This window comes from Halobellus sp. (assembly GCF_042218505.1).
In the GTDB taxonomy this organism is placed as follows: domain Archaea; phylum Halobacteriota; class Halobacteria; order Halobacteriales; family Haloferacaceae; genus Haloquadratum.
In genome coordinates, this window is sequence record NZ_JBDGQZ010000017.1 from 18,443 (window position 1) to 42,875 (window position 24,433).

The following is a 24,433-nucleotide window of genomic DNA, read 5'->3' on the forward strand; positions in this document are numbered from 1 at the left end:
CGCCGGGTGCGCGCTCCTCAGATCTGAGGACGTATAGTAGCGTTTGTAAGTCTTCGCTCACTCGATCGCACGACTGCGTGCGATCGACTATGCAATCAGTTGCAAACGCTACTATAGGCGGCCCCGACGAGTGGGACCTCACCGTCGTCGCCGCCATCCTGGGTGCGGTCGGCTACGCGCTTGCGCTGCTGATCGGCGGGGTCTGAGCGACCGTCGCGGACGCGCCCGGGGATATCAGATCAGTCAGACCGTTCGATACAGCCCCAGTCTGGTTCCGTCGAGGAGATACGCGTCCACGGCGTCAGCCACGAGCGCGTCGGGAAGGAAGGGCGAGAGGAACCCCTGTCCCTCGACGTTCACCCAGGTCCCACCGGATCGGTCGTTGAACGCCGGGAAGACGACGATCTCGGGATCCCGCCAGTCGAGGTCGGCGGCGGCGACGCCCAGGTGGTCGGCGAACGGCTCCGGGTTGACCGGGCCACGAAGCCACGCGCGTTCCTTTCGACCGCCGCCGACCTCGTCCTCCAAGCGCACTGCGGGGTGCTCGTGGCCGACGCAGATGACGTCGCTCTCGACGACTGTCCGCGCGGGCCAAGTGTGGCCGTGGAGGAAGCCGACCCGACCCAGTCTGGTCCCCGCCGGCTCGGTGATTACGAGCGGGTGCCGACCCGAGTGGTCGATTTCGTTCGCATCCAACCCGGCGTCGTGATTACCGCTAACCACTGTCGCCGGCACGCGGTCGAGGACCGCTGTCAACAGGGTGTCGAGTTCGTCGGCCTCTCGCTCGCCGGCGTTGCCGATCCGATGCCCGAGGTCGCCGAGGATCACGAGTCTGTCGGGGTCGATGCGATCGAGCAGGCCGAGTAGACGAATCCGGCGGAGGTCAGCGTTGCTTTCGAGTTCGACCCCGCGTTCGTAACGGAGTCCGACTTCGATGCCGGCGTGGTAGTCAGCGACGACGAGGGCCGTCTCGTCATCGACTGACGCGCGGGCGGCTGGAGCGCCCGGGATCGGCTCGACGAGCGCCGGCTGGGAATCGACTCCGTCCATCCGCGTCAGATCGCCTTCAGCGTCCCCTCGGACGGCTCGTAGCACTGGCCGCTCATCAGCGCTTCCTGGATGGCGTCTTCCACGTCGCCGGGGTCGACGCCGTGCGCGTCGACGACCGCTGCGATGACGGCCTCGCGGTCGGCCCCGTCGCCGTCGTCGAGGTCGTCCATCATCGAGACGGCTTCTGCCTCCAGATCGACGTCCGCAGCGTCGGCCTCGTCCGAGTCGGCCTCGACTCCCTCGGAGTCAGCGTCAGGCGACGCCGTGGACGGTTCCGTGGCTGACGAACGCGCGGCGGACGCATCGTCCGTGGACAAGTCGTCTCCCTCTATGGGGGACGCCTCACTCGGGGATGCGCCGGTCGAATCGGCCGTCAGATCCGGCTCAGTCTCCGCCGCATCGGCTCCGGTAGCGGGAGTCGCGTCGGTTTCCGAAACCGCATCGGTCCCAGTCTCGGAGGCCGCGTCGGACTGGGTTCTAGAGGCCGCATCAGTCTCGGTCGCATTCGCAGTCAGTTCACTGCTCAGCTCCTCATCGGAGACTTCCGACTCCAGTTCGTCGGCGTCCGGAACGTCGATGCCGGCCTCGCCGGGGTCGCTGACCTCGTTGCCGGTCGAGAACTCGGTGCCGAACTCGGCCTCGACTTCCGCGCGCTCCTCGGGATCGAGTTCGTACATCCCGTCTTCGTCGATGTCGACGTCGTCGGTGGTCGTCTTGTCGTCGGTTGCAGGCGCTTCGCTGGCGATCGACTCGTCGTCGACGCCGAAGTCGCCGAGGCCGTCGGAACCGGATTCAGCTTCGGCTTCGTCGGTCGCGGTCGCAGTGCCCATAGAGCCGTCTTCAGCGTCTGCGGCCTCCGAAGCGGACGGTTCGTCGGCAGACGGCTCGTCTGCGGACGTCCCGCGCTCGGTTCGTGTCGAGTCGGCATCGATGTCCGATTCGATGCTGCTCGGAGTCCCCTCTCTGGAGTCGGATCCGGACGAATCCGACGGAGACACAGATTCGTAAGCGTCGTCAGCGCTGACTGCATTCCCCGCGCCCGTGGCGCTGGCGTCGGTATTGGATCCGACTGCCTCCACGTCGTCTGTCACTTCTGTCGTCGCGTCCGTCGGTGTGTCGTCCGTCTCGCCGACGGTCGAAGCGATCACGCCGTCGGCAGCGGCCGGCGCCGCGTCGACCGAGGGGAGCGGGCCGAGCGTGTCGGGGCCGTTCTCGTCGGGGGCGACATCGAGGCTGTCGACGGTCTCGCGTTCGCCGGCGACGAGTTCCAGCCCCTGGATCGCTATACGCCGGACGGTTTCGAGGTAGTGCTCGGTGGGATCGTAGTGGTCGATGGCGAGGGCGACTCCCTGCGCGAGCGCGTCGTCGACGCCGCGGGACTCGAGTTCGGCACGCAGTTGGTCGCCCCGGGCGTCTATGTCGAGCGCTGCGGTCATCGTCGCGACGCGTTCGAGCGTCGCCTCTGCGGCCGCAACGACCCAGCGGTCCCGGGTGTCGGCGTCGACCTCGTTGAGGCTCTCCGGGCGAACTGAAGTGTAGATGCGGTCGGAGTCCTCCGGCTGGTACGTCCGGGCCTTCCCCGTCAGAGAGACGAACGATGGGGGCGTCGCGCGTTCGAGGAAGGCCATCGCATCCGGCTGGTACTGTCCGGCGTAACTGACGAAGACGCCCGTGGGGTCGGCGATCCGTCCGCGGACGATATCGTCGGTGACCTGGTCGACTTCGGTGAGCGCGCCGACGGCGAACAGGCGGTTGGTTCGCGCGCCCGTCGGGGTCACCACGTAGTTCGGGGCGCGCTCCTCGTCGCCCTCCGAGTACGAAAGGGTCGCGTCGTCGAACTCGGCCGCGAAGACGCGGCGGGCGACCTCGCGACTCTGTGGGGCGTCGCTCATAGCTGCACCTCCGTCAGGAGTTCCGTTGCGCGCGTTCCGGGGTCGTCGTCCGCACGCTCGAACTCGCTGGCCTCGACGTTCGCGCCGTACTCGTCCACCGAGAGGTTTCCCCGGACTCGATACTCGTGGCCGACGACGCGCTCGCGGATCTCGTCGGCGACGACCTCCTTGCTCATCGCATCGCGGGCTGCCGTCATCGCGTCCTCGAGCGTGCCACCGTACAGTTCCTCGGTCAACTCCCGACCCAGAATCGCCGTCACGGTCCCCGTTCCGTCGTCGACGATGGCTTTGACGCGCATATCGTCCTCGCCGTCGACCTCGCCGTGGGTGCGGCACTGGCCGTTCTGGAGGACGCGTCCGCACTCGGGACACCGTTCGATGAGCCCGGAGCCGTCGCGGACTTCGAGGACGTTGCCGAAGAGTTCGACATCGAAGAGGCCACCGGAGCCGACTGCCTCGGCGATTCGCATCCGCGGGGCCTCGTCGTCGACGTCGACTTCGCGGGCCAGCGGCGTGACGGTCGTGAACTCCGAGAGATTCACCTGCGGCACGCCACGGAACTCACGGACGTACACCTCCTCGAACCGGAAGTCGTGGCCCTCTCGGAGTTCCGAGCGGGCCTCCCAGTCGGTGAACGGCAACCGTCCCGTCTCGTCGGCGACGACGCCCTCACGGATCGTCGTCTCGCCGTTCCGGCCGTCGATAACGCGTTCGTTCGCTTCGAGCACGCGAACCTCGACGTTCCGGCCGCGGTTTCCGGGACGGAGTTCGACGAGGCCGGTGTCGCCGCCGACCTCGTGGGAGACTTCGACGGGGTCGGTTTCGAGCGCGACCGTCGACGACTGGCCGATGTTCAGTTCGGGTTCGCCGTCCCACTCGCGGACGCCGGCGTTACCGATTGTGATCGAGTCGCCGGGCTCGAACCCGAAGTCCTCCCAGGCGGTGTAAGAGATTTTTCCGGTTGCGTCCGCGAACTCGCCCTCGCGGATGACCTGTTCGTCGCCCTGATACCTGATCGAGCGGCGGCCGACAGAGAGCACGCGAACGGTGACAGTGACGTTGCCGTCCCCGTGCGTCACCGCAGCGACGTCCTTCGTTGTCGGCGTCGCGTCGCTCCCGTCGCCGCCGCCGTGCTTCCGGCGGATGCTCTGTTTCGCCTCGTCGATTGGGACGCTGTACGACACGAGGTTCTTCAGGTCGTCTTTGACCTCCGCTTTGTCTACACCGAGGGCGGAGGCGAGCTCCTCGGCGTGTTCGTCTACGTCCATCGATCGAGTCTATAGCCGCCCGGAATAAAAAGGGTCGCGGGGCACGGATGCTGCGCGGACGAAGGTTCATATCAGATGGGGGGACCACCGCCCCGATGACGTGACCAGCGATCCCACGCCGGTCGGCGGGTGTCCGGCACGCCGTCGTGAGACTGCTGCCTGCCGGCTGTTCGCCATCTCTTCGGCCTCGAAGACCGTATTCACTCGGCGTCGATCGACTGGGAGACGTAGACCACCAGCGCGAGCGGGACGCCGAGAACGAGCGCGAGCGTGAGTCCCCCATATAGCGCGAATCCGACAGGCGTCGGCGGGAGCGGCACGAGAAAGAGAAACCGCGGCGCAGTGAGTCCCTCGACGAACGTTCCGGTCAGTAGGCCGGCCGTCGCCCCGACGCCGACGAGCGCGGCGTACAGTTGGATAACGAACCGGGACCCGTCTCGGCCCGCCGTGGTCGATCCGCCGACTCCCTCCTCGTTGGATTGTGCACCCGCGCCGGCCTCGGCCTCCCGTTCGGTCACATCGGATGTGGGGCTCGCGAGCGCTTAAACGGCCCGTTCTGGCGTACCCGGGAGACCGACGGATCTTTGCCCGACGGCGGCGAACGTGGGGTATGAGCGATCGAGATCTCCTCGGGATCATCCTCGCCGCGGTCGTTGTGCTGATGTTCGCAACAGGGATCGTTCTCGTCGTCTGATCGTCGGAGAACCGTATCGGAATGCGCCAGTCGAATTTCTGGTCGATGTCCTAAAGCGCGGATCGAGCGGTTATCGTCGTCAGTCTGCGTCGGCGTCGCCGTCGTCGGCTCGGGCTGACTCTTCTTCGCCGCCGTCGGTCAGCACTGAGTCGTCCTCCTCGCCACCGTCGGCGATTGCCGTCTTGATTTTCTGGTCGTACCAGTCCCACTCGGCGGTGTAGAGGCCCGATTCGCGGAGGTTCCACGGGTCGCCGTCCTCGACCTTGGGGCCTTCGAGCCACGACTGGACGAAGTTCCACACGAAGATGACCTGCCCGACGAACAGGATCAGTGCCCCGAGCGTCGCGACCTGGTGGAGCGTCGCGAACTGCGGGAGGTACGTCGCGTAGCGACGCGGCATCCCGCCGTATCCGAGCAGGATCATCGCGAAGAACGTGATGTTCGTCCCAACCATCGAGAGCCAGAAGTGCGCCTTGCCCAGCGTCTTCTGGTACATCCGACCGGTGTAGAGCGGGTACCAATAGTAGAGACCCGCGAAACCGGCGAACGCGATCGCGCCCATCACGATGTAGTGGAAGTGTCCCACGACGTAGTAGGTGTCGTGAAGGATCAGGTCCACCGGGATCGACGCGAGGAAGACACCGGTGACACCACCGATGATGAAGTTCGAGACGAAGCCGATGCAGAACAGCATCGGCGTGGTCAACCGGACCCGCCCGTTCCACATCGTCGTGATCCAATTGAACGTCTTCACCGCGCTCGGTATCGCAATCGCAAGTGAGACGGCCATAAACGAGGCGCGAAGCCGGGGGTCCATTCCCGTCGCGAACATATGGTGCGCCCAGACGCCGAACGAGAGGACGCCGATCGCGAGCGTCGAGTAGACGACGAACTTGAAGCCGAACAGCCGACGGCCCGCGAACCGTGGGAGCACATAACTGACAATTCCCATCGGCGGCAACACCAGGATGTACACTTCGGGGTGGCCGAAGAACCAGAACAGGTGCTGCCACAGCATCGCTCCGCCCTCACCGGTGAAGAACGTCGTGCCGAAGTTGCGGTCGAACAGGAGCATCACGAGCGCACTGCCGAGAAGCGGGAAGGCGAACAGGATCAGTCCAGACTGCGTAAGGATCGTCCACGAGAAGATATCGAGGTTCGCCCACGAGACGTCGTCACCCCGCTCGGTGAAGATGGTCGCGATGAAGTTGATCGCCCCCATCGTCGCCGAGACGCCAGTGAGGTGGAGTCCGAGAAGCATCAGGTCGACGCCGGCGTTGGCCTGGGTCCCGGCACCGACTCCTGCGGACAGCGGCGTGTACATCGTCCAGGCGGTCTGCGCCGGGACGAGGTTCGGGATGGGGAAGAACCCGGCCCAGATGAGCAGCGCCGCCGGGGGGAGCAGCCAGAACGCGATGGCGTTGACCCGCGGGAACGCCATATCGTCTGCGCCGATGAGCAGCGGCACCAGGTAGTTTGCGAACGCCGCGATGATGGGCGTCCCGAAGAGGAACAGCATCGTGATGCCGTGGCTCGTGAGCAGCGAGTTGTAGAACTGATTAGAGATGAACGACATCCCCGGATCGATCAGTTCGAGTCGCATTACCGTGACCATCAGTCCGCCGACCACGAACGCGATCAGACCATAGGTGCCGTACAGCAGTCCGATGTCCTTGTGATCGACCGTCGTGAGCCAGCGGATGAGCCCGGATGGCTTCTCTCTCGAGACGTATCCTTCCTGCTGTCCGAGCGCACCACCGCCCCCGATCGGGCTGTACGACCGCCAGTTCTCGATCCGCGCCAGCCACGCGGCGACGGCCACGAGGAAAATCCCCATCAGGACCGTCAGTGCGAGCTGTCCGTTGACCTGCATAGGTCCCTCTGAGGAACGAAAGGTAATGAAAGGTTCGGGACGGGGCCAGTCGGCACGAAGTGTCAGCCGATGAGCCGAACGAAAACGGGAGACGGAGAAGGAACCAACCCGAATAGCAGGGTGGGCGGCGGAGAGGTGGGATGTGCCCGGCGAGACGGAGGCGGCCGTGTCGTCAGTGGTCGTCGGCGCTGGTCTCGCCTTCGACGGCGTCGGTCTGATTCTCGTCGAGCGATTCGGGCGTGTCGTCGAACTCCTCGAGCGGTTCGGCGCCGCGGACGCTCGCCTGCCCGGGGAGGTACACATCACTGGACTTCTCAGCTCCAGCGACAGCGCGCCCGGCGAAGTACGTCAGAACCGCGAGCAAGACGAACGGAACCGCCAGGAGTCCGAACTGGATCGCCGACGCCAGCGGTTCGATTCCGAACGGCGTGAGCACCACGAAGGCGACGACGAAGAAGCCGATGATGAACAGCGGGATGATGTTGACCGTGAGGTCCAAGAGCGTATCCCGGTCGAAGATCTTGTTCGCCATACCTCAGCCTAACAGTGGAGAATGAAATAGTTTGTTGGTTTCGGGTCTCCGGCCGAATCGCCCGTTATCTGATTCGTTTCACGCGCAGCCCCGGCTGCTCTGGCGAACCGGACCTCAGTACGTGGGGTCGCTGCTCGTTTTGAACGCGGTGCCGACGAGTCCCGCGGCCAGCAGGATGGCGGCAGCCGCGACGATCGCGAAACCGCGGTTCGGGAGGTTGATCGGGGTGAAGGCGAATCCGGCACCAAGCGCCGCCAGCGGGACCGCGACGACGACAAGCGCTCGCCACGGCGTCCGCGCGTAGCCCGATTCGGTCGCCATCCCGGCGACGCTCCCGCCGAACAACAGCAGTCCACCGACGGCGAGCGGCAACAGGTTGAAGAGGATTCCAAGCTCGGCGATCGGGATCCCTAGCGCGATGAACAGCGGCCAGGGGCTCGCCATCCGATACTGCTCAGACAGACCCGGTTCAGCGTCCATTACACTGGTCTACGGGCCCGATGATACAAAGGGCTTCGATTCCTCCGACCTCCTCTGCGGGTGGGGACCGCGCGGAAAGAACAGCTTTTTCGACGCAGGTCGTCGAAACATAACCGATGGGACTGGAAGACGAGATCGACGACCTCCGCGAGGAGATCGCGAACACGCCTTACAACAAAGCCACCGAGGAGCACATCGGTCGGCTGAAGGCGAAGCTCGCGGAGAAGAAAGAGAAACTCGAGAACCAGTCCTCGAGTGGCGGTGGGCACGGATACGCGGTGGAGAAGACCGGCGACGCGACCGTCGCGCTCGTCGGCTTCCCCAGCGTCGGCAAATCGACACTCATCAACGCGCTCACGAACGCCGACAGCGAGGTCGGCGAGTACGAGTTCACGACGCTCGACGTCAACCCCGGGATGCTGAAGCACAACGGGGCGAACATCCAGATCCTCGACGTGCCGGGACTGATCGAGGGAGCCGCCGGTGGCCGCGGCGACGGTAAGGCGGTCCTCTCGGTAGTCCGGACTGCCGACCTCGTAGTGTTCCTGCTCTCGGTGTTCGAGATCGAGCGCTACGAGCGACTCGCACAGGAGCTCTACAACAACAAGATCCGCCTGGACACCTCGCCCCCGAACATCACCATCTCGAAGCGCGGCAAGGGTGGGATCCAGGTGACGACCTCCGACGACGTCACCCTCGACAGCGACACTATCGCGAGCGTCCTCCGCGAACACGGGTACGTCAACGCCGACGTGACCATCCGCGGAGACATCACGATCGACGAACTCATCGACGGTATTATGAACAATCGCGTCTATCTGCCGTCGATCGTCGCGGTCAACAAGGCAGATCTGATCGACCGCGACTACCTCCCCACGGTGGAGGAAGACCTCCGGGAAGTCGGCGTCGATCCCGAGGAGGCGACGTTCATCAGCGCCGAGGCCGAGAAGGGTCTCGACGCGCTCATAGAGAAACTCTGGGGTGAACTGGGCCTCATCCGGGTCTATATGGATAAGCCCGGCCGCGGCGTGGACTACGACGAACCGCTGGTCCTGATGGAAGGCGAGAACACCGTCAACGACGCACTCAGGAAACTGGGCGGCACTCTCGACGAGCGGTTCCGCTTCGCCCGGGTCTCCGGCCCGAGTGCGAAACACGACGAACAGCAGGTCGGTCGCGACCACGAGCTCCAGGACGAAGACGTAATGCGCGTCATCGCGCGGAAGTGAGTGCCCGTGGGCCAGGCCGACAATGAATCGCGCGCTGCCTCGCAACGGACGCCCGGGCCGCGGGCTACCGTTCGCGTTGCCGTCCTGTTCGCGCCACTCCTGTTGCCCTGGTCGATCCAAGTGTTCACCGCTCGCGACGCCACGTTCCTCTTCGCGTGGGGACTCGTGAACACGAATCCGCTGTCGATGGTCTCGCTCTTCGATTTCCTGTTCGTGTACACGCGCGGGCTTCCCGAATTTATCCTCGCGTGGCCGCTGTCGGTGGGCTGTTACGCCCTCGCGCTCGCGAGCGCCGTAATCGGATGGCGGACCGGGCGCGAGGACTGCCGCGTCACGGTGGGGCTCCTCGTCGTCGCCGCAATCGCCCAGGTGCGACTCGCCTGGGGCTTCTCTATCCAGCCGAATCGGACGGCGTGGCCGCTGGCGACGCTCACGCTCCTCGTCGTCGTCTGGTGGGGATACTGGCCCGGACTCCGTTCGATGATCCGCTGAGAGCGGACGGTCCATCTGACGACTCGACGAGCGGGCGCGTCGCAAGCGGCGTTGCGAGCGAATGAGACTGAACCGCGGTACTTCGGCGCCGGAACGAGGGTGGCCGCGTTCGGCACCCTTTTTCACCGCGGCACTCGAAGGTCCGTCTATGTCCGGAGTGCTCGATCACGTGATGATGCGGGTGGAAGATCTCGAGGCGTCGCTCGATTGGTACACGACCCACCTGAACTACGAGGAGAAAGGTCGCTGGGAAGCGGACACCTTCACCAACGTCTATCTCGGCCCCGAGGAGATGCACGAGGAGGGGGCGATGCTCGAACTCACCTACAATCACGACGACCGCACCTACGAGATGGGCGACGCCTGGGGCCACATCGCCGTCCGCGTCCCTGAGGGCGAACTCGAATCTCACTACGAGCAGTTGATGGACGAGGGCGTCGACGACTACCGCGATCCCGAGTCCTGCGGCGGCCGCTACGCATTCGTGAAAGACCCCGACGGCCACGAGGTCGAGATCGTCAAGCGCGACGCCGACCTGCCGACGTGGAGCCTCGATCACACGATGATCCGCGTCGAGGACGCTGACGAGGCGCTGGGGTTCTGGACCCGGAAGTTCGAGTACGTCGCCGACGGTCGCTGGGAGTCCGACACGTTCGCGAACTACTTTATGAAGCCAGCGGGCGCCTCCGACGCCGCGATGACCGTCGAACTCACGTACAACTACGACGGTCGGTCGTACACGATGGGCGACGCGTGGGGACATCTCTGTGTCCGCGCCGACGACCTCCACGACTACTGGGAGACGCTTCTCGAGCGCGGTGCCGAGGACTACCGTGACCCCGAGTCCTGCGGCGACCGGTACGCGTTCACGACGGACCAAGACGGCCACGAGATCGAGATTCTCGAAGCCTGAGTTGCGCTGCGAGCGGCCGAGGCATCGGTTCGGCCCGGATCGCTCTGATCCCGAGACCGCATCGTTGGCGGCCTTCTTCCCCATTCCGAAGAAGGCGGTGCACGCCGGGGCGAAGTCGTCCGTGCTGTCCTTTTCACAGGCACTCCGACACGAGTCACGGACCAGGGAGTCCCGGTCACGGCCCTGTGGCCTGGCGTCGTCGAAACCGAGTACGCAGAGCGGGGGACCATCGAGGAGAGCAACACGAATGCCGACGTCACCGACGATGCCCGTTCGGTCGCGGAGGCGGGATTGCACGGTGAACGGGTCGTCTTCCCGTCGACGTTTGCCAACTACGGAGCCCAGCCCACCCGGGAGGTTCCGTTGCGCGTCATCACCGACCTCGGCGAGAACAGGATCGAAGAGAGAGTCTCCTGGATCTGAACGGAGCGAAAAAGACGCTCCCTGAATTTGATCGGATCGGAGAAGGTGCCTTCTGGATCTGATCGGACCAGAGAGACGGTCCGCCGGATTCACTCGGCCGTCCCGATTCGACGGCCGTCCGTCGTCGGCGCACGGAACGACAAGGGATTTATTCCTCAATCGCATTCTCACGCCTATGCCCGGCCTGCTCTCCGATTCGCTCGCGTGGGCCGTGATCCTCCTCTTCGGCGTCGGTGTGCTCTCGGAGGATCGAAACGAACGGCTCGCGCGGGTCCTCACGACGGCCGCGTGGGTCGGCTTCGCCGTCTTCTGGCTCCAGTTGGTCCCCCACTTCGCATTCGAGCAGAAGAGTTACGTCGAGGGTGTCCTCTCCGTCGCGGCGGTTCCCGCGTCGCTGTACACTGGCTATCTCCTGTGGAACGGCCGGAGTACGCTGTTCGTTCTCTCGCGTGCTGTCGCCGCGATGGGACTGATTTACCTCCCCTTCGAGACGATCCCTGCATTCTCGCTGTTCGGCGTCTCGATGCCCGCTCCACGGGGATACTTGATGGAGGTCGTCGCCGCACAGACGGGTGCACTCGTACACGCGCTCGGCTACACGCCGGAGATGATCGTGGGCCAACAGGGCTACACCAACACGTTCCTCTTCTACGACGGCGACCACCGACTGACCGTCTCAGTCGTGCTCGCGTGTACCGGCCTCGGGAGCATCGCCATCTTCGGCGGCCTCATCGCCGCGGTGAAAGCACCCCTCCGGCGAAAACTCCGGGGACTGGCGATCGCCGTGCCTATCATTTACGGCCTGAACCTCCTGCGGACCACGTTCATCACGATAATGTTCGGCAAGCAGTATATGCAGTGGTTCGTCGACGAGATTATGCTGCTGTTCGGCTCTACGGACCCGTATATGGTCTCGTTTTTTATTTCCGATCGGATCATCAGCCAGGTGCTTGCGGTGGTCGTCCTCGTCGCCATCACCTACCTCGTCGTCCGCGAGGTTCCGGAACTGCTGACGGTCATCGAGGACGTCCTCTATATGCTCACCGGGGACGAGTACGACCTCGAGTCCTCGCTCGGACTGAACCGTCGAGGCGTCTGACGGCGATTTTCGGCAGTGCGACCGCATCGTTTTTGCTCCGAGCCGACTTTAGCACCGTATGAACCCACGAACAGTACTCAGGATCGAGGGGGCTGCAGCGCTGGCTGTCGCACTCGGTGGCTACTATCTCTCTGGCGGGCCGCTCTGGTTGCTGCTCGTTCTCGCACTCGCTCCAGATCTGTCGATGCTCGGTTACCTCAGCGGCCCGCGGATCGGAAGTCTCGTGTACAATTTTGCGCACACCTACACCGTCCCAACCGTGGTCGGTGCGGTGGGATACGGGGTCGGCGAGCCGACTGTCATCCTCGTCGCGCTCGTGTGGATCGGCCACATTGGGGCGGATCGGCTCGTCGGCTACGGACTCAAATCACCGACGGGGTTCAACCATACTCACCTGTCGGTCCAGCGCCGGGAGACCACCGTGACGCCGAGTGAGTCACCGGTTGCGGACGCCACGAGACCCCGCTGAACCGGCAAGAGGACGCTCGGCGCGCTTCGGTCTCGTTCTCGATGGGTCCGACTCGTTCCGTCTCTTCCCTACACTTCGTTTTTGATGAGAACGTCCTCCGGAGCACCGCCGAGCGTCGCGAGCGCATCAGACTCGACGTGATGGAGGTCGCCGGGAATAACGAGGAGGTGTAGCGGTTCACCGAACTCCCGGTCCGCGAGCACGGAGAGCCGGTCCGCCGCGACAGTCGGTTCCGGACTCCCGGCGCGTGCGACCGCAACGCCGAGGGCGTCCGTCCAGCCGTCGGCAAGCATCTCGGCCGCGACGTCGGCGGTCATATACTCCTCGCGTTCGGCCTTGATGTCGAGGTACACGAGCGTGTGGAGGCCGCGCTCGCGGTTCGCTTCGATGGAGTCGACGACGCTCTGCGGGACGCCGCCTGCGCCGTGGGCGTACGGGAACGGGAGCGTGACGGCCTTTCCGAACCGGTAGTTCTGGAGTCCGGTGAGGCCGCTTGCAGCGGTCTGGGCCGTTACGCCGTGAATCACGCGCGTCTCGATCCCACGCTCGATAGCGCGGAGTCGTAAGTCGACGTGCGTCGTCGAGATCATCGTATCGCCAGCGGTGAGGAAGGCGACGTGTTCGTCTTCGGCGGCGCCGAGGAGGTCGTCCGGTTCCTGCTCGACGCCGGCCCGGTCGCGGACGTCGATGTCAAGGTCGTGGTACGATGCGAGTTCGTCGATTGTCGCGCCGACGAGGTGGCTGGTGTAGAACTCCGCAGCGGCCCGGTTGGCGCTGGCGAGCGCCTCGCGACCCTCGACGGTGATTGAGCGCTCGTCGTACAGTCCGAGACCGATGAAGGTGAGCATATGCTGATCTGTGCGGCCGCGATGATAAAGCGCGCGAAACCATTCGTAGGGTGGGTGGGGCGAACCGGTTCACACGCTGCTGGAATAGAGCCATTCCCCCAGCGGCGCGCTCAACATCGCCGACGTTTCAGGACTCCTCATCCAGCAGTCCGAGGTCGTCGGCGACAGCGTCTGCGAGTGCGTCGGCGAACACCGGATCGACCTGCGCGATCTCTTCGCCGTCGTGGCGCTTCTCGTTGTGGGCGTCGAGCGACTCACGGAGTTCCGAGAGCGGAACGCTCGAGGTCGTCTCGCAGGCCTCACACACGATCGGCACCGTCGGGTCGTCTGACTCGTCGCTCATAAATCATTTCGGGCGACGGACGATAAAAACAGGTCTGGTTCGTCGGAGCGACCACAGGCTACGACTGCCGAGCCGACACGCCGGCGCTCGGATAGGCGAGCTAGATGATAGCGCAAGTTTGTCTATATAATCACATTACGTTTCATAGCGATAAGCGTCAATCAGAGGTAACATATCAACATTCAAGTGAGAAATTTTACTTGATATTGGTGTCCATATGGACGATTCGAACTATTCTCGACGCCGACTCCTCGCGGGGTCGGCCGCAGCGCTCGCAGGCGGACTGGCTGGCTGTTCAGGTGGTGGTGGCGGCGGAAGCACCGCGACGGACACGAGCGGTTCCACAGAAACCACTGGGAGTCAGTCGACGACCACCTCTAGCGCAAAGACGTACGATGTCGGATTCGGCGACTATCAGACGACGGTGAACGCGGCCAACTTCCCCGAGCCGCCGAAGAAGCTCTACGTGTACGCGGTTCAGTCCGGCTGGTCGAACTGGCCCGCCCTGATGAAGCAGTTCAAGCAGCAGTACGGGGTCCAACTCAACGACGACGATCGGTCGTCGGGCGAGGCGCTGAAGGACGCTCGGTCCCACGCGCAGAATCCAACGCATTCGGCGTTCAACGGCGGATACACCTTCGCGGTGCAGGCGATGAACGACGGGCTGACGCAGGCGTACAAGCCAGCAAACTGGGACAAAGTCCCGGAGAAACTCAAGACGGACAACGGCCACTGTACCGCGACGCGACGGATGACCACCGCGGTCACCTACCGCAAAGACATCTACGAGGAGCGCGGCATCGAGCCGCCGAAGACGTGGGAGGACCTGCTCAAGCCCGAGATTATGCAGGATCTGGCCCTCCAAACGCCACAGGCCGCCGTCGGCCTGGCCTGCGCGCTCTCGATCAACAACGCCCGCGGCGGGAGCCTCGACAATCTCCAGCCGGTGATCGACTACTACAAGCAGATTCAACAGGGCGGCGCGGAGTTCACCGATAATTTCCTCGCGCAGTTCACGAAAGGCGAATACGCGACGTTCATCCGCTATGACTACTCCGGACTGGACCTCAAGTACAACAACTCCGACCTCCCCGAGGAAAACGTCGGACTCGCCCTCCTCAAAGGGAAGAACGGAAACAAGGGTGCGTTCAATCAGCCGTACGGGTACGCGATGCTGAATGGCGCGCCGAACCCGGGCGCCTGCAAGCTCTTTATGGACTACGTGCTCTCACTCGAGGGCCAGCGGAAGTTCCTCGACGCCTTCGTCCGTCCGATCCGGGCCCCGGAACTGGAGATGCCACCCGAGTTCCCGTCGCAGAGTCGCTACAAGGAGACACAGTTCCAGGTCGACTACGCGACGCTCGTGGAAAAGCAGGAGTCGGTCATCCAGGAGATCACCCGCGGCGCAAATCTGTAAGATGTCCGTTGACGCCGAGACGCTCGGCACCCGGACGCGACGCCGTGTGACCGGATTTTTCGAGACACTGATCGCGCCGCGTTCGGAGCGACAGCGCGAACTCCGACGAATCGTTGCGCTCTGCGTGCCGTTCCTGTTGCTGGTAACGTTTTCGGGATTCTTCCCACTCGTCGAGATGTTCCGGATCAGCGTCTCCGAATCGCAGTTCGTCACCGAAGGGTTCACGCTCAGTTCCTACCGGAGGCTGATCGCAGATCCATACTACCGGCAGGTCGCGTTCAACTCGCTCTGGTTCGCCATCGTAACGACGCTGGCGTCCATCTCTGTAGCCGTGCCGGTCGCTCACGCCCTCGAAAAGTACGACCTTCCGGGTGAACAGGTACTGGTGACCGTGCTGTCGTTCCCGAACAGCCTCCCCGGGATCGTGGCGGCGTTTATGATCATCATCCTCTTCGGAAACACGGGCGTGCTGACGAACGTCCTCGCGTTCCTCGGCGGGCGCGCGCCCTCCAGTCTCGCGGTCGCGACGAGCGTCCTCGGGCTCTTCTTCGCGTATCTGTACTCGATGATCCCGCGGGCGATGCTGCTACTTCGCGGGACGTACGCGGAGGTGAACACCGACGCGGAGGAGGCCGCACGGAGTCTTGGGGCGACGCCGCTGCAGACGTTCAGGTACGTAACGCTCCCACAGATCAAACCGGGGCTCATCGGCGCGTTTATTCTGGTGTTCCGGACGGCGCTGGCCATCTTCGGGACCATTCTCATCCTGAAAAGTCTGCTCGTCTGGACCCTGCAGATCAACCGCGAACTCGCCAACGGCTTCAATATCGCGCAGGCGTCGGCGATGGCGGCGGTCTGGTTCGTCTTCGTCTTCGCGTTCACGATGCTCTCGCTCCGATACACGAGTGCGGAGGTGACCATCTGATGGCCGGAGCCGACCGTATCGGCGGTGCGAGCCTCTCGGCCCGGTTCGGTCGCGGAGCAGTGACGGCAGTCCTGATCGCGACTGTCCTCTTTCTCGCACTCCCCGTCGTGCTCACCTTCGTGAGTTCGTTCGCCACGAACTGGGCGGGCGTCCTCCCACGGGGGGTCGTCACGACGGCGAACTGGGAGGCCGTGATCTTCGGTAACGACATCGGCGCGGACGTGTCGATCGGTTCCTCGCTGTTCTACAGCGTGGGACTCGCCCTCGGCGGAGTGGTGATCAACCTCGTCGCAGGCGTGCCCATAGCGTACGCCATCGCGCGTTATGAGTTCCCCGGCCGAGATCTACTCAACGTCTTCGCGATTCTCCCGCTGGCTCCCGGCATCATTCTGGGGATCGCCTTCCTCCGGACGTATCCCAAACTCTCGACGTCCGGGGTCGCACTGATCATCGGCTACTCGCTGCTGAAAGCGCCGTATATGGTGATGGCCGTCCAGTCGAGCTTCGAATCGATGGATCTCCAGCAGATCGAAGAGAGCGCGCGGAGTCTCGGGGCGAGTTGGCCGCGGACGTTCCTGACGGTCATCGTCCCCAGCGCGCGGACCGGGATCATCGCCGGATCGATCATCTCCTGGACGCTCGCAGCCGCGGAGTTCAATTTCTCGTACATCGTCTACTCGAAGGGAACCCCCCCGCTGTCGCTGTTTCTCTTCAAGAACATCACGAACAGTTCGTTTCTCAACGCTGCGGCGGCGGTGTCGGTGTTCTTCCTCCTCATCGCCGGCGTGACGATCGCCCTCCAGTTGATCGGCCACCGTTCGACCGGACAGGAGTCATAAGTTATGTCGGACGTTTCACTCGAACGCGTCACGAAACGCTTCGATTCGACCACCGCCGTCGACGACCTCTCGCTGACCATCGAGGACGGCGAGGTGATGGGAATCGTCGGTCCGAGCGGCTGCGGAAAGACCACCACGCTCAGACTCACGGCCGGTTTCGAGACGCCTAACGAGGGCGTGATCGCCTACGACGGCGACGACGTCACCCACGTTCCGCCGGAGAACCGAAACGTTGGGCTCGTCTTCCAGTCGTACGCCCTCTTCGACACGATGAGCGTGTTGAAGAACGTCACGTTCGGGCCGCGGATGCACGGCGTCGGTAAGACCGAGCGTCGCGGGCGCGCCCAGAAACTGCTGGAACTGCTCGATATCCCCGAACTAGCCGACCGCGATCCGACGACGCTCTCGGGTGGGCAACAGCAGCGGGTCGGCCTCGCTCGGGCGCTGGCCATCGAACCCCGACTCCTGTTGCTCGACGAGCCGATGACCGGACTCGACGCGAAACTCAAGCAGAGTCTCCGGAAGGAACTGGGCGACCTCCTCGAGGAACTCGGGGTGACGACACTCTACGTCACGCACGATCAAGAGCAGGCGATGTCGATGTGCGATCAGATCGCCGTGATGGACGACGGCGTCCTCGAACAGGTGGGTACCCCCACCGAGATCTACGAGTCGCCCGCCAACGAGTTCGTCGCCAATTTCATCGGAACCTCGAACCTCCTCACGGCGACGGTGACCGATAGCGCGATCGACTTCGGATTCGCGGAGATCGACGCTCCGGAGTTCCCCGGTACCGGGTCACCGACGCTCGCGGTCCGTCCGGACGACTTCCGCCTCGGCACGGGGCCCATCGAGGCCAAGGTCGAGAACGTGTTCTACCTGGGAGAACGGGTCCAGGCGATTGCCACGCTCACCGATGGGACCGAAGTCACCGTCGAAGCGAGCCGTCACGAGAACGTCTCCGCTGGTGATCGGATCAGACTCGACATCGATGCCGAACACCTCCACCGCGTCTCGCAGTGACCTGCGTTCGGCGCCTGCCCGTTTCCGTCGAGTGATAATTTTTAGGCTGCGTGCCGTCGCCGGCCGAGGCGCTCTGCGGCGACGAGTGCTGTGAGGAAACGGTGTCGCAGAGGGTTTTCAACCGGTGTAGTCAGGATAATTGGGACTCAGAGACAGGGTGGGAACTGCAAAAGCGGACCAGCGCGCTCAGGCGCCGACTTCCGCACCGACGTAGAGAACGACGACGAGGAAGATCCAGACGACGTCCACGAAGTGCCAGTACATCGACGCCGTGCTCACGGACACGTGGCGTGCGGCCGAGTACTGTCCCAGCAGGGCGCGCACGAACACGATACCGAGGAGCACCGCACCGAGGCTGACGTGCAGTCCGTGTAGCCCCGTGAGGCCGAAGAACGCCGACCCGAAGAACCCCGACGTGATCGTGAATCCCTCGTGGATGATGAACTCGTAGTACTCGTAGACCTGCCCACCGATGAAGACGACCCCGAGGAGGAGCGTCGCCGCGAGTCCGCCGATGAATTTGCGTCGCTCGTTCTTCCGGATGGCGATGTGTGCGTAGTGGAGCGTGACCGACGACAGCACTAGCAGGGTCGTGTTGATGAGGACGAGTGACCCCGTCAGTTCCGGAATGCCGACGAAGATCGATTCCCAATCGCCCGTGCGGATGTAGAAGTAGTAGCCGAACAGGCCGCCGAACGTCGCCAACTCGGAGCCGAGGAACGCGAGCATTCCCCAGCGGAGTTTGTTCGCGCTCTGGGCGCTCGCGTCCCGAGACCAGAACTTGACGACGAACGCGTGATACGTCCAGCCGTACAGTCCGACAAGAAAGATGCCGATCGTCGCGACCAGCGCGGCGGGACCGACCAGCGGGCCGACGATCGCGCTGTCGCCCCGGCCGAGGATGTACAGTGCGGCCGCGACGTAGACGCCGGCCGCACCGAATGCTGTGACGAACGGCCACCAACTGGCTTCACCGAACCCCCGGGGCCAGTCCTCGACCGCCGGGAGGTGGTGTCCGTGGTCATCGTGTGCGTCTTCGGTACCCATAGACGACCTTTTCGATCCGATGATTAAAAAGCCTCTCAAAAACGCACGGTGTTGCGAGGGCCGTCGATCGACCGGTCTCAGTCCGCACTCGACAGCGTCCGATGATATGGACCCGCCTCGATATCCTCACGGAGTTTCTCAAGCGCGTCGCGGTCACGGTCCCCGCTCATATCACTCACGACTGCCAGTACCTCCTCGCGGGAGATTTTGACACCGGTCGAAGAGAGCGCGTCCTCGGGGCGCGAGAGGAGTTCGCGGAGCGTGCCTACCGCGAGCAGGAAGGGGATCGCCCACGCTTCGAGGGTGTTGCCGTCGCGCAGCGGGACGGTCTCGAGGTACGTCTGTGCGTCGTCGAGGAACGATCCGGCGAACTCGGCGGTCCGGCGAACGACCGATGCTGTGCTGGCGCGGTGGTCGTCGTCGACGAGTTGTTCCTGTGGAACGCCCGCATCTCGGAGCCACTCGGCGGGAAGGTAGACGTTGTCTTCGGCGGTGTAGTCGTCGTAGACGTCCTTCGAGATGTTGACCAGTTGCAGCAGGAGTCCGAACTCCTCGGCGGTGTCGTAGAGGCGCTGTCGCCGATCGGTGGCGACGTCGTGGCGCGTGACGAGGTTCGTAATGAGGTTGCCGACGGTGCCGGCCGCGTAGTAGCAGTACTCCTCGAGTTCGTTACGAGTCTGGATGCGGAGTCCACCCTCGTTTTCGTACCGCTCGACGAACGTCGCCATCCCCTGGACCAGTTCGCGGGCGGGCGGAACGATCGCCTCCTGGACGTCCTCGGGAAGGCTCTTGAACGTCCGGAGGACGCGCGGCGAATCGCGGACGACTGCCCAGTCGTCGGACAGTTCGTCCTCGGGAAGGTGCGGTTCGACGGCGGTCGCGAAGGCGTCGGCCGCAGTGTCGTCTGCGGGGTCGAGCACGTCGTCGTACGTATCGAGGAGCCCCGCTTGTTCCGCTGGCGGAATGTGCGATGCGTCTTCGACGGTGTCGGCGATCCGGCAGACGAGATACCCGAGACAGATGTACGACGACATCGGTTCGTCGAGCACGTCCACCGTGAGCGCGAAAGTGCGAGAAACTCCCTGGACCGACTCGTGACACCACTGGAGGTCGGCTTCGTCGACTCGGGGACGTTCTTCCTGCTGAGACATTCGGAGTGTCACTCACTACGAAGGGCGGCTTAAAAAACTTCGTGGGGAAGCACGCGAGGTGGCGTGATCGCCCCCTTTTCAAAGGGAGATCCGGGCCAACGGCTCGCTGGCGGCTGGTCACCCCCCCGCATCGGTGGGATCCGCCCCGCTTTCGGATTCGCTATCGACCCGCGCCGTGAGCCACGCGAAGTGTGCTTCCACCCGTTCGGCCCCTGCGTCGGTCAGCCGGTAGACGTCGTGGATGCCCTCGGTCTCGACGGCAACCAGCCCACGATCCACCAGTGCGTCGAGACTGCCGTGAAAGGACTGTGGGTCCAGTCGGGTGTCGTACTGCCGTTCGAGAGCGGTCTTGAGTTGCTGTCCGCGTACCGGTCCCTGGTCGTAGAGCAGAACGCACAGGTCCCGACGCCGGCCGCTCTGAAGCCACCTCGCCATTGTGGGGCCATTGAACCCGACTCGTACGTCACTTTCGCTTCCGGGGCATCGCGAGGATGCGCCAGCGTCCCACGCCGAACCGGTAAGTTCGACTGTGTCGCGGACCAAGCGGTGGTATGACGAAACGCGAGACGACGGCAAACGGAATCACCGCACACTACAGCGAGACCGAGACCGAGCGGGTCCTGGCCTTCGAATCGGACGGGAGTACGGCCGCTATCGCTCAGAACCGAGAGGGGTACGCGATGCTGAAAGTGCGCCCGGACGCCGACGGCGACGAACTGGAGCGGTACTACGGGTTCGATATGGCCCTGGATCACGCCGCGGAACTACTCGACGCGACACCGCACGACCTCCCGGTGCCCGAGGCTGCGGCCGATATGGGGATGTGAGCGGGTAGGGCCGCCGGAACCGGAGGGCGGTACCGTCCGCAGTCAGTCGCGACGCCAGTAGAACCGCGGCCCGAGAAACAGATACGAGAGCGCGAGAAACAGCAGTCCGTACGCGAATCCTTCGCCGATCGCGCCGACCAGTTGGCGGCCCATCTGCCCCCCGAGAAGGATCGCCGCAGCCTGAACGATGCCCATCACCACCGCGTCCTGCGCGTGGAGGTCCGGGTAGGTGATCGGCGCGAGCATCAGCGCGGCGAGCAGGTAGACGAGCGGTACGAGCACGATCGGACTCGTGAACCCCGCGAGCACGGTTGCGCCGACGATGGTCGCCGCGAGCGTGGTCTGGACACCCTCGGTTTCGGCAGAGCCGCTGTCATACGCCGTGTAGAGACCGAGCCGAGTCACCGCTGTCGCGACGAACAGCGCCGATCCGAGCACGGCGACGATGCCGTGGGGGGCTCCGAGCCCCCACGTCTCCGCGACGGCCATCGCCACCAACAGCGCGGGCCCGACGCCGAAGGACGCGACGTCAGCCAGCGAGTCGAGATACGGGCCGACTGTTGTCCCCCCGCGCCGACGGGCGACGACCCCGTCGAGCGCGTCTGCGATCGCTGCCAGGAGGAGGATCCGGGCCGCGAGTTCGACGTCGACCGTCGCGGCGATTGCGGCCACGAACCCCAGAGCGGCGTTCGAGATCGTGACCGCGTCGGCGAGACCCAACCGACCCACGAACCGGGGCTTCATACCGCCGACGACTCGGAGGATCGGTTTACCTCTTTACATCCGGTCGCAGGACGCGACGTCCACGGCGCGGGGGCGGACCGAGTCGTCTGCCGCCAGACCGCGCGACATATACCCCTCGGATCCCGAGAGTTCCTTATGAGCGAACGGCGTGCGACGGGCGAACGAGAGCGGACTCAGCTCTCCCGGCGAGACGTCCTAGCCGGACTGGGGACGGCGACAGTCGCCGGTCTCGCCGGATGTTCCGGTGCCGGCGCGGCGAACGACTACGACGTCGGGATGACCGCGGTCGCATTCAACCCCCCAGAGATCATCATCAGCGTCGGCGAGAGCGTCGTCTGGCAGAACACGAGTTCGCGCGGCCACACCGTCACCGCGTACGGTTCCGGAATCCCCGAGGACGCGGCGTTCTTCGCCAGCGGCGGCTACGACTCGACGGCGGCCGCCAGAGAGGCCTTCACCTCGGAGTTCGGTGGAATCATCGACAGCGGCGAGTCGTGGTCGCACACCTTCGAGGTCCCCGGCACCTACCAGTACTTCTGTATCCCGCACGAGCAGGCCGGAATGGTGGGGAGGATCGTCGTCGAAAAGTGAGGCTGTAGCTCCTGATCCCGCGCCGTCGCTTCATCGCACAAAATAGGGGTTGTCTGACAGAACAGCCGAATCAGGCCTCGTCGCCGACGGCGACGTCTTCTTCGTCGACATCGACGGCGGCCTCCTCCTCGGCGGCGACCTCTTCGGGCCGCGCTTCGAGGGTGAGTTTCTGGACCTCGACTCGGCGGAGCGGGTAGATCGTCTTGGCTTCGCCGTAGATCGCCGACGAGAGTCGGCCTTCGATGACGCTGTCGACTAGTTCGTCGAACGTCCGCTCGGCAGCGGCCTCCCTGACGAGGTCGATCATCACCCGGCGGATCGCCTTCTCCTGGCTGCGGTCGGCCTTCTTCGTGGTGAAGGCGACCGGCTGGAGTTGGACCCGGTAGTCGTCGGTCGTCAGTACCGTGATCGCGACGTCGACCTTCGAGGCCCCACGTCGAACGAGGCTGCGGACGTAGTCGCGTGCGAGTTCGTGTTTGATGAACTCCGTGTAGGCCGCGTCGCTGGCGACGTCGTTCACCTTGAACGTGAGTTTCGTGTTGTTTTCGCCCTGATCGCCGGTGATGTCGCCGAGGGTGACCTCGACGGTTCGGCCGTAGACTTTCTCGGGGTCGTCCGCGAACGTCGAACCGATTTCTGTCCGGTCGAACTGTTCCGGCGCGATGAGGGTGTACCATCGCTTTCCGCTTCTTTGCTTCGAGACTGATCGTTCACTCATTGTGTGTCTGGGTAGTGTCGACGATGGCGTCGGCCACCGTCAGGTTGACCACGGTGTCGTCGACCGTGGACTGCAACCCGCCGGTCGTCTCGCGGGAGATCGTCGTCACGAGGGCGTCGCCCTCGGCGGTGGTCTCCATCGAGTCGGTGTTGTCCGGACGGAGCGCCGCCGCCACTGTCTCGGCGTCGGCGTGTGTCGTCCGCAGGCGGGCTGTCCGCAACGCACGGGTGTGCGCCGCGTCCGATTGTGGTTCCGTGTCTGTGCGTTCTGCCGTCTCGCGCTCGTCGACCTGCGACGAGTCGGACCCGTCCGTCGGTGTGTCGGGGTCGCTCCCGGTCATCGGATCGCCTCCCTGATCGCGGCGATGACGTCGGCATCGGCCGCGACCGGATCGAAGCGGACCACAGCCTCTGTCGGCGTCCCGGTCCACGCGGCGCGGTCGCCGGCGACAAATTCCGAGGCGATCGTCTCGGCCGCGTCGGACGCACCGGATTCGACGGCCGACAGCGCCGCGACGCCCTCGCCGAGCGCGACGACGAACGGTTCCGGCGAGCGGAAGTCGCGGGCTAGACGGGCGAGCGTTCCCAGCCGACCGGCAACGCGGGCATCCTCGTCGGTCCCGACGTCGCTCCGAACGGCGAAGACGCCGTCGTAGCGGCCGGTGTGGGACGCTCGAAGGGCCTGATGGACGATCCGAGCGTGCGTTCGCCACGCGTCGAGCGCGGCGTCGGTTGCTCCGTGACCGAGCGCGAGCGCGACAGCCGTTCCGGGTCGCTCACGGGCGGCGGCGTTCAGTACGTCGGCGAAGCCGCCGACTGTCGCCGTCGGACCCCCTGGCGTCGCGTACGGACGCAACGCCCGTTCGACTGCCTCGGCGCCCCGGGCGGTCGCCTCGCTGTCGCCAGCCACTGCGAGCGCGACGAACGACGCGAGTTCCGTGCCGATCGCTTCGCCGGCCTCGCCGGCCGCCACGAGCGATCCGATCGCCTCGTCGACGGCATCCGGATCGCCCGAGACCGGCGCGTGAAAGAGCGTCGAGTGGGCGAGTCCGTCGGCGACGTCCGCCGTCGGGATCGCGACGCCGGGGCGACGATCGACCGACTCCGAGGCCTCGGCTCGATCGAGCATCGTCTCGGCGACCGATCCGGGGTGTGCACCCGCGGCGACGACACCGGCGAGTGATAGCACCGGATCGGGGTCCTCGCCCGCTACCTTCGAGGCCACCTCGTAGGCGCGGCAGGTCGCGGCAGATCCGACCGTTGGCGCGAACGTCACGTCAGCGCCGCTGCGTTCGGCGCTGATCGCGACGAGGACACCTTCGTCGGTCGCCGGCGCGTCGGCTCCGAGCGGATCGACGCGCACCTGGAACGGGACGTCGACGCAGCGGAGTGCCCGCGCGAGCAGCCCTGCAGCGGCCAGTGCGTCCCCGTCAGCGCCGGGGAGGAGGCGGACGAACCCTGCGCTCTGGAGCGTCGATGCGACGCTCTCAGCGGGGGCGTCCGGGGCCGGCGTGGGATCGGATCTGGAGGCCATCGTGCGTTGCGAG

General features: G+C 64.8%; 27 protein-coding genes. 11 read left to right on the forward strand and 16 right to left on the reverse strand.

The window, feature by feature from the left end:
• Positions 1-243: 243 nt before the first annotated feature.
• The 7 genes from ABEI27_RS04915 to ABEI27_RS04945 form a co-directional block, all read right to left on the reverse strand.
• Complete coding sequence (locus tag ABEI27_RS04915) at positions 244-1,050, reverse strand: metallophosphoesterase (protein WP_375798291.1); 807 nt, start codon at positions 1,048-1,050, stop codon at positions 244-246.
• Between the two features lie 5 nt (positions 1,051-1,055).
• On the reverse strand, positions 1,056-2,942 hold the full coding sequence (locus tag ABEI27_RS04920) for a hypothetical protein (RefSeq protein ID WP_375798292.1): 1,887 nt from the start codon (positions 2,940-2,942) through the stop codon (positions 1,056-1,058).
• On the reverse strand, positions 2,939-4,210 hold the full coding sequence (locus ABEI27_RS04925; protein WP_375798293.1) for a Single-stranded DNA binding protein: 1,272 nt from the start codon (positions 4,208-4,210) through the stop codon (positions 2,939-2,941). The genes ABEI27_RS04920 and ABEI27_RS04925 overlap by 4 nt, the downstream gene beginning before the upstream one ends.
• 200 nt (positions 4,211-4,410) lie before the next feature.
• Entirely contained in the window at positions 4,411-4,629 is a 219-nt protein-coding gene (locus tag ABEI27_RS04930; RefSeq protein WP_375798443.1) for a cox cluster protein, read from the reverse strand.
• A 354-nt stretch (positions 4,630-4,983) separates the two neighbouring features.
• Positions 4,984-6,741 carry a cbb3-type cytochrome c oxidase subunit I gene (locus ABEI27_RS04935; RefSeq protein WP_375798444.1) on the reverse strand — a complete coding sequence of 586 codons (1,758 nt, stop codon included), beginning with the start codon at positions 6,739-6,741 and terminating at the stop codon, positions 4,984-4,986.
• A 208-nt stretch (positions 6,742-6,949) separates the two neighbouring features.
• Positions 6,950-7,309 (reverse strand): DUF6684 family protein, encoded by a 360-nt coding sequence (locus ABEI27_RS04940; RefSeq protein ID WP_375798294.1) that lies wholly within the window; start codon positions 7,307-7,309, stop codon positions 6,950-6,952.
• Between the two features lie 114 nt (positions 7,310-7,423).
• Positions 7,424-7,789, reverse strand: coding sequence for a cox cluster protein (locus ABEI27_RS04945; RefSeq protein WP_375798295.1), 366 nt, complete (start codon positions 7,787-7,789; stop codon positions 7,424-7,426).
• A 116-nt stretch (positions 7,790-7,905) separates the two neighbouring features.
• Between ABEI27_RS04945 and ABEI27_RS04950 the strand changes: the two genes are divergently transcribed.
• From ABEI27_RS04950 to ABEI27_RS04970, 5 genes are all read left to right on the forward strand, one after another.
• The gene (locus ABEI27_RS04950; protein WP_375798296.1) at positions 7,906-9,018 is read left to right on the forward strand and encodes an OBG GTPase family GTP-binding protein; all 1,113 of its coding nucleotides are present in this window, start codon (positions 7,906-7,908) and stop codon (positions 9,016-9,018) included.
• 6 nt (positions 9,019-9,024) lie between these two features.
• Positions 9,025-9,510: a TIGR04206 family protein gene (locus ABEI27_RS04955; RefSeq protein ID WP_375798297.1), complete on the forward strand. Its 486-nt coding sequence runs from the start codon at positions 9,025-9,027 to the stop codon at positions 9,508-9,510.
• Positions 9,511-9,658: 148 nt separating this feature from the next.
• Positions 9,659-10,423, forward strand: a complete 765-nt coding sequence (locus ABEI27_RS04960; RefSeq protein WP_375798298.1) for a VOC family protein — start codon at positions 9,659-9,661, stop codon at positions 10,421-10,423.
• A gap of 598 nt (positions 10,424-11,021) precedes the next feature.
• A complete protein-coding gene (gene artA, locus ABEI27_RS04965) occupies positions 11,022-11,945 on the forward strand; it encodes an archaeosortase A (protein ID WP_375798299.1) in 924 nt (307 codons plus the stop codon).
• Positions 11,946-12,003: 58 nt separating this feature from the next.
• A complete protein-coding gene (locus ABEI27_RS04970) occupies positions 12,004-12,414 on the forward strand; it encodes a DUF4260 family protein (protein ID WP_375798300.1) in 411 nt (136 codons plus the stop codon).
• Positions 12,415-12,482: 68 nt separating this feature from the next.
• Here the strand turns inward: ABEI27_RS04970 and dph5 are convergent, their stop codons facing one another.
• Both dph5 and ABEI27_RS04980 read right to left on the reverse strand, forming a co-directional pair.
• Positions 12,483-13,262, reverse strand: a complete 780-nt coding sequence (gene dph5 / locus ABEI27_RS04975) for a diphthine synthase (RefSeq protein WP_375798301.1) — start codon at positions 13,260-13,262, stop codon at positions 12,483-12,485.
• 127 nt (positions 13,263-13,389) lie between these two features.
• The gene (locus ABEI27_RS04980; protein WP_375798302.1) at positions 13,390-13,605 is read right to left on the reverse strand and encodes a hypothetical protein; all 216 of its coding nucleotides are present in this window, start codon (positions 13,603-13,605) and stop codon (positions 13,390-13,392) included.
• 217 nt (positions 13,606-13,822) lie between these two features.
• Here ABEI27_RS04980 and ABEI27_RS04985 point away from each other — a divergent pair, with 217 nt between their 5' ends.
• From ABEI27_RS04985 to ABEI27_RS05000, 4 genes are read left to right on the forward strand one after another with little or no spacing between them, the layout of a single operon-like run.
• Positions 13,823-15,022, forward strand: a complete 1,200-nt coding sequence (locus ABEI27_RS04985; RefSeq protein ID WP_375798303.1) for an extracellular solute-binding protein — start codon at positions 13,823-13,825, stop codon at positions 15,020-15,022.
• Between the two features lies 1 nt (position 15,023).
• Positions 15,024-15,947: an ABC transporter permease gene (locus tag ABEI27_RS04990; RefSeq protein WP_375798304.1), complete on the forward strand. Its 924-nt coding sequence runs from the start codon at positions 15,024-15,026 to the stop codon at positions 15,945-15,947.
• On the forward strand, positions 15,947-16,786 hold the full coding sequence (locus ABEI27_RS04995) for an ABC transporter permease (protein ID WP_375798305.1): 840 nt from the start codon (positions 15,947-15,949) through the stop codon (positions 16,784-16,786). The genes ABEI27_RS04990 and ABEI27_RS04995 overlap by 1 nt, the downstream gene beginning before the upstream one ends.
• A 3-nt stretch (positions 16,787-16,789) precedes the next feature.
• Entirely contained in the window at positions 16,790-17,809 is a 1,020-nt protein-coding gene (locus ABEI27_RS05000) for an ABC transporter ATP-binding protein (RefSeq protein WP_375798306.1), read from the forward strand.
• Between the two features lie 186 nt (positions 17,810-17,995).
• Here the strand turns inward: ABEI27_RS05000 and ABEI27_RS05005 are convergent, their stop codons facing one another.
• From ABEI27_RS05005 to ABEI27_RS05015, 3 genes are all read right to left on the reverse strand, one after another.
• Positions 17,996-18,856 (reverse strand): heme-copper oxidase subunit III, encoded by an 861-nt coding sequence (locus ABEI27_RS05005; protein WP_375798307.1) that lies wholly within the window; start codon positions 18,854-18,856, stop codon positions 17,996-17,998.
• 77 nt (positions 18,857-18,933) lie between these two features.
• Positions 18,934-20,007, reverse strand: coding sequence for a phytoene/squalene synthase family protein (locus tag ABEI27_RS05010; RefSeq protein ID WP_375798308.1), 1,074 nt, complete (start codon positions 20,005-20,007; stop codon positions 18,934-18,936).
• Positions 20,008-20,124: 117 nt separating this feature from the next.
• A complete protein-coding gene (locus tag ABEI27_RS05015; protein WP_375798309.1) occupies positions 20,125-20,442 on the reverse strand; it encodes a DNA-binding protein in 318 nt (105 codons plus the stop codon).
• 116 nt (positions 20,443-20,558) lie between these two features.
• Between ABEI27_RS05015 and ABEI27_RS05020 the strand changes: the two genes are divergently transcribed.
• Entirely contained in the window at positions 20,559-20,834 is a 276-nt protein-coding gene (locus ABEI27_RS05020; RefSeq protein ID WP_375798310.1) for a hypothetical protein, read from the forward strand.
• Between the two features lie 42 nt (positions 20,835-20,876).
• Here ABEI27_RS05020 and ABEI27_RS05025 read toward each other — a convergent pair whose 3' ends face one another.
• Complete coding sequence (locus ABEI27_RS05025; RefSeq protein WP_375798311.1) at positions 20,877-21,578, reverse strand: protein sorting system archaetidylserine synthase; 702 nt, start codon at positions 21,576-21,578, stop codon at positions 20,877-20,879.
• A 135-nt stretch (positions 21,579-21,713) separates the two neighbouring features.
• Between ABEI27_RS05025 and ABEI27_RS05030 the strand changes: the two genes are divergently transcribed.
• Positions 21,714-22,169 (forward strand): plastocyanin/azurin family copper-binding protein, encoded by a 456-nt coding sequence (locus ABEI27_RS05030; protein WP_375798312.1) that lies wholly within the window; start codon positions 21,714-21,716, stop codon positions 22,167-22,169.
• 70 nt (positions 22,170-22,239) lie between these two features.
• On the opposite strand, the gene ABEI27_RS05035 is transcribed toward ABEI27_RS05030, so the two are convergent.
• From ABEI27_RS05035 to ABEI27_RS05045, 3 genes are read right to left on the reverse strand one after another with little or no spacing between them, the layout of a single operon-like run.
• Positions 22,240-22,887, reverse strand: a complete 648-nt coding sequence (locus tag ABEI27_RS05035) for a 30S ribosomal protein S3ae (RefSeq protein ID WP_375798313.1) — start codon at positions 22,885-22,887, stop codon at positions 22,240-22,242.
• Positions 22,880-23,227 (reverse strand): KEOPS complex subunit Pcc1, encoded by a 348-nt coding sequence (locus tag ABEI27_RS05040; protein ID WP_375798314.1) that lies wholly within the window; start codon positions 23,225-23,227, stop codon positions 22,880-22,882. The genes ABEI27_RS05035 and ABEI27_RS05040 overlap by 8 nt, the downstream gene beginning before the upstream one ends.
• Complete coding sequence (locus ABEI27_RS05045; RefSeq protein ID WP_375798315.1) at positions 23,224-24,420, reverse strand: hypothetical protein; 1,197 nt, start codon at positions 24,418-24,420, stop codon at positions 23,224-23,226. Before ABEI27_RS05045 ends, ABEI27_RS05040 begins: the two co-directional genes overlap by 4 nt.
• Positions 24,421-24,433 lie beyond the last annotated feature (13 nt).